The organism is Nocardioides sp. (genome assembly GCF_047606145.1).
GTDB lineage: Bacteria > Actinomycetota > Actinomycetes > Propionibacteriales > Nocardioidaceae > Nocardioides.
Map to the genome: position 1 here is coordinate 1 of NZ_JASGET010000022.1, position 3,376 is coordinate 3,376.

Here is a 3,376-nt window from a genome sequence, read left to right on the forward strand (position 1 = left end):
CGCCGGCCCTCGCCGCCGCGCGTACCGCCTGGTCGCACGGCGACCACCCGGGCGCGACCGCGCTGGCCGCCACCCACGGCTGGCGACGAGCCCGCGAGCTGTGGGTGATGCGCCGCCCGGCGACCGGCCTCCCGCCGCTGCCGCCGGCGCCCGACGGCGTCGCGGTGCGTGGTCTCGGCGACGGCGATGCCACCGAGCTGCTCCGGGTCAACGCGGCCGCCTTCTCCTCCCACCCCGAGCAGGGTGACCTCGACGCGGACGGGCTCGCCGAGCGGATGGCCGAGTCGTGGTTCGACCCGGCCGGACTGATCACCGCATGGGATGGCGACGGCCGGTTGCTCGGCTTCCACTGGACCAAGCGGCACTCGCCGGGTCTGGGCGAGGTGTACGTCGTCGGGATCGACCCCGCCGCACAGGGCCGGGGCCTCGGCAGCTGGCTCACCCTCGCCGGCCTGCACCACCTCGCCGACGCCGGGGTCGAGGAGATCCATCTCTACGTCGAGGCGGACAACGACCCCGCGGTGCACGTCTACTCCCGGCTCGGCTTCGCCCACGCTCCCGCCGACACCCACGTGCAGTACGCCCGCGACTGACCGATCTCGACACCGGTGCCAGGCGGGCGCCCGAGGAAGCCCGGGGCCACGACCTCAGCGCAGCGGACGGACGTGGAGACCGACCTCGGGGTCGACGATGAGCTCCTGCGCGGCAGGCATGCCGTCGACGGTGAGCTGTGCGTCGACGGGCACGTTGCGCTTGACGATCCCGAGCGCGATCGGGCCGAGCTCGAAGTGCCGGGCCGAGGTGCCGACGAAGCCGACCTCCCGGTCCCCCAGCCGCAGCGATGACCCGAGTGTCGGGAGCCGGTTCTCCGAACCGTCGAGATGCAACAGCACCAGCCGCCGCGGCGGCCGGCCCAGGGTGTGCACCCGGGCCACGGTCTCCTGCCCCCGGTAGCAGCCCTTGTCCAGATGCACCGCGAAGCCCGGTCCGGCCTCCGCCGCCGACCCCGGCACCCAGCCGACCTCGTTCGGGATGGTCCGCTGGTCGGTGTCCAGGCCGAGCCTCGGCTCACCCCGTTCGATCCGGAGCGCCTCGAAGGCCCACAGCCCGCAGGCCGGCCCGGCGGCGTCGACGAAAGCGGTCAGCGAGGCACGTGGGATGAAGGAGTACCTGCCGGCCGGCGTCTCCCCGGGCCGCCACACGGTGGCCAGCTCCGGCTCCAGCGACAGCGTCACCTCCGACCAGAACTTCATCCGCTCGCCGAACTCGATCAGCGCCGCGCCGGCGCCGGGCTCGGTCCAGGCGGTGAACGCCTCACCGTCGTCGATGCCCGCGAAGTAGTGCTCGACGTGCCCCTGCGGGGAGAGCACCAACGCCGCGGTCCACTCTCCCGCCCGCAGGTCCTCGAAGAACTGCGAGGTGAGCTGGTGCAGCCAGGTCAGCCGATCCGGTCCGGCGATCCGCACCACGTCGCGGTGGGAGAGGTCGACGAACCCCTCGCCCGACACCAACGTCCGCTGCTCGAGGTTGAACGAGCCGTAGTGCGCCGCCACCGCCGCATCGATCCCATCGCCGGCGACGGCGCCGCTCAGCTCGAGCAACGGGCTGGGCTGCCGCTCGGTGTCACTCATCGTCTGTCCCCTCCTGCGTCCTCTCGCCCGTCTTCTCGTCTACCTCCGCGTCCGTGCTGCATTCGCCGAACACGGTGAGGTGTCCGATGTCGGTCTCGAACGCGAACTCCTCGCGCAGCCGCGTCACGAACGGTTCGGCCACCTCCGGGTCAACCGAGATGACCCGCTCACACTTCCGGCAGACCAGATGGAAGTGCGGACGGCCGGTGGTGGTGTGGTACGTCGCCACTCGCTCGGAGAGGTGGGTGTGCCGGACCAGGCCGAGCTCCTCGAGCACCTCCAGGTTGCGGTAGACGGTGGAGAGGTTGATCGCCGACGACGAGGTCCGTACGTCGGCCAGCACGCTCTCCGGGGTGGCGTGCTCGAGCCGCTCGACCGCCGCCAGCACCAGCTCCCGCTGGGGCGTCAGCCGGTAGCCCTTGGCGCGCAGGGCTGCCCGCCAGTCCTCGGTCCCCTCTGGATCGGCCATCGTCTCCCGCCTCCCGCTCACCCGACCACCTCGGTGCGAGCCTTCTCAGTCCCGGGTCGCGCGCTGCAACCGCGCCCACAGGTGCGGTTGCATGGCCTGGCCCATCGCCGCCATGTCGAAGGCGTAGAGCAGGTCGCCCTCCACGTTGCCGTACAGCCTGGTGCCGCCGACGTATTCCTTGGCCGACTCGGTGCGGGCGACCGCATCGGTGGCCAGCTCCAGCTTGCCGCCCTCGGCCTTGCCGTACCAGATCTCGACGATGCCGGTGTTGTGCGTCAGCACCAGTTCGACCTCGCCGTCCGGCCGGCACCGCAGGAAGCCGGTCTCGAGGGCCGAGTCACGCACCTTCTCGTGTGTCTCCGGGTCGATGATCCAGCTGCGCGAGAAGTAGTGGAAGAACGGCCGACCGTCATGGGTGAAGATCAGCTCCTGACCGAACTGGAACGACTCGATCGTGGGATAGTCGCCGTGCCCGTTGCCGCGCCAGGTGCCCAGCAGCCAGGCGACCGGGCCACAGTCGGGGTGCAGATTGTCGGGGAGCTCGAATGCCACGACTCCAGCCTAGTGCCGTGCCGCCGCCGGTGAGTCCCCGCGCCAGGGTGGCGCTGGCCTCGTCTCGACGAGCGATGCCGACGGATCGTGCGGGCGGGACCTCGGCACGAGTCGTCTAGTCTCGTGCTCGTGCGCAGACTCGTGGTCAAGCTGACCGCCGGGGCCGAGGAGCCCGAGCGGGCCAACCAGGCCTTCACCGTCGCCGCGGCGGCCGTCGCCGCCGGCGCCGAGGTGTCGCTGTGGCTGACCGCGGAGGCGTCCTGGTTCGCCGTACCGGGCCGGGCGGAGGCGTTCGAGCTGCCACTGGCCACCCCGCTGGCCGACCTGCTCGGCATCGTGCTGGCGGACGGCGAGGTCGTGGTGTGCAGCCAGTGCGCCGCCCGACGCGATCTGACCGAGGAGGACCTGATGCCCGGGGCCGCGATCAAGGGCGCGGCGGTCTTCGCCGAGGAGATCCTCCTCGACGGCGTCCAGGCACTGGTGTACTGATCGCCACCCAGATCGCGCCGATAACATCGGACCGGTGAGCACCCAGCAGCCCGGCGAACGACGCTGGTTCAAGCGTGGCTCGAGCCCCGAGGAGGGCGCCGCCGAGCCGGATCTCGCCGAGCTCGAGGCCCGCGTCGCCACCCATGCCCGCGCGGCCGAGGCGGCCAACCGGCTCCGGCAGAGTGCCGAGCAGGCGGCGGCGGCGCAGGCGGCCGAGCGACTGGTCGCCGACGAG

6 protein-coding genes are annotated in these 3,376 nt (G+C 72.0%); 3 read left to right on the forward strand and 3 right to left on the reverse strand.

The window, feature by feature from the left end; genetic code table 11:
* On the forward strand, positions 1 to 593 hold a 593-nt coding region (mshD, locus tag QM638_RS03605; protein WP_415140569.1), incomplete at its 5' end, for a mycothiol synthase.
* Positions 594 to 647: 54 nt separating this feature from the next.
* Here the strand turns inward: mshD and QM638_RS03610 are convergent.
* The 3 genes from QM638_RS03610 to QM638_RS03620 are packed head-to-tail and all read right to left on the reverse strand — an operon-like array spanning position 648 to position 2,652.
* A complete protein-coding gene (locus QM638_RS03610; RefSeq protein WP_415140570.1) occupies positions 648 to 1,631 on the reverse strand; it encodes a YgfZ/GcvT domain-containing protein in 984 nt (327 codons plus the stop codon).
* Positions 1,624 to 2,100 (reverse strand): Fur family transcriptional regulator, encoded by a 477-nt coding sequence (locus tag QM638_RS03615; RefSeq protein WP_415140571.1) that lies wholly within the window; start codon positions 2,098 to 2,100, stop codon positions 1,624 to 1,626. The genes QM638_RS03610 and QM638_RS03615 overlap by 8 nt, the downstream gene beginning before the upstream one ends.
* Before the next feature lie 45 nt (positions 2,101 to 2,145).
* Positions 2,146 to 2,652, reverse strand: coding sequence for an FABP family protein (locus QM638_RS03620; RefSeq protein ID WP_415140572.1), 507 nt, complete (start codon positions 2,650 to 2,652; stop codon positions 2,146 to 2,148).
* A 129-nt stretch (positions 2,653 to 2,781) separates the two neighbouring features.
* On the opposite strand from QM638_RS03620, the gene QM638_RS03625 reads away from it, so the two are divergent.
* Both QM638_RS03625 and QM638_RS03630 read left to right on the forward strand, forming a co-directional pair.
* Positions 2,782 to 3,141, forward strand: a complete 360-nt coding sequence (locus tag QM638_RS03625) for a DsrE family protein (protein ID WP_415140573.1) — start codon at positions 2,782 to 2,784, stop codon at positions 3,139 to 3,141.
* Positions 3,142 to 3,175: 34 nt separating this feature from the next.
* The coding region (locus tag QM638_RS03630; RefSeq protein ID WP_415140574.1) for a hypothetical protein at positions 3,176 to 3,376 on the forward strand (201 nt) is incomplete at its 3' end.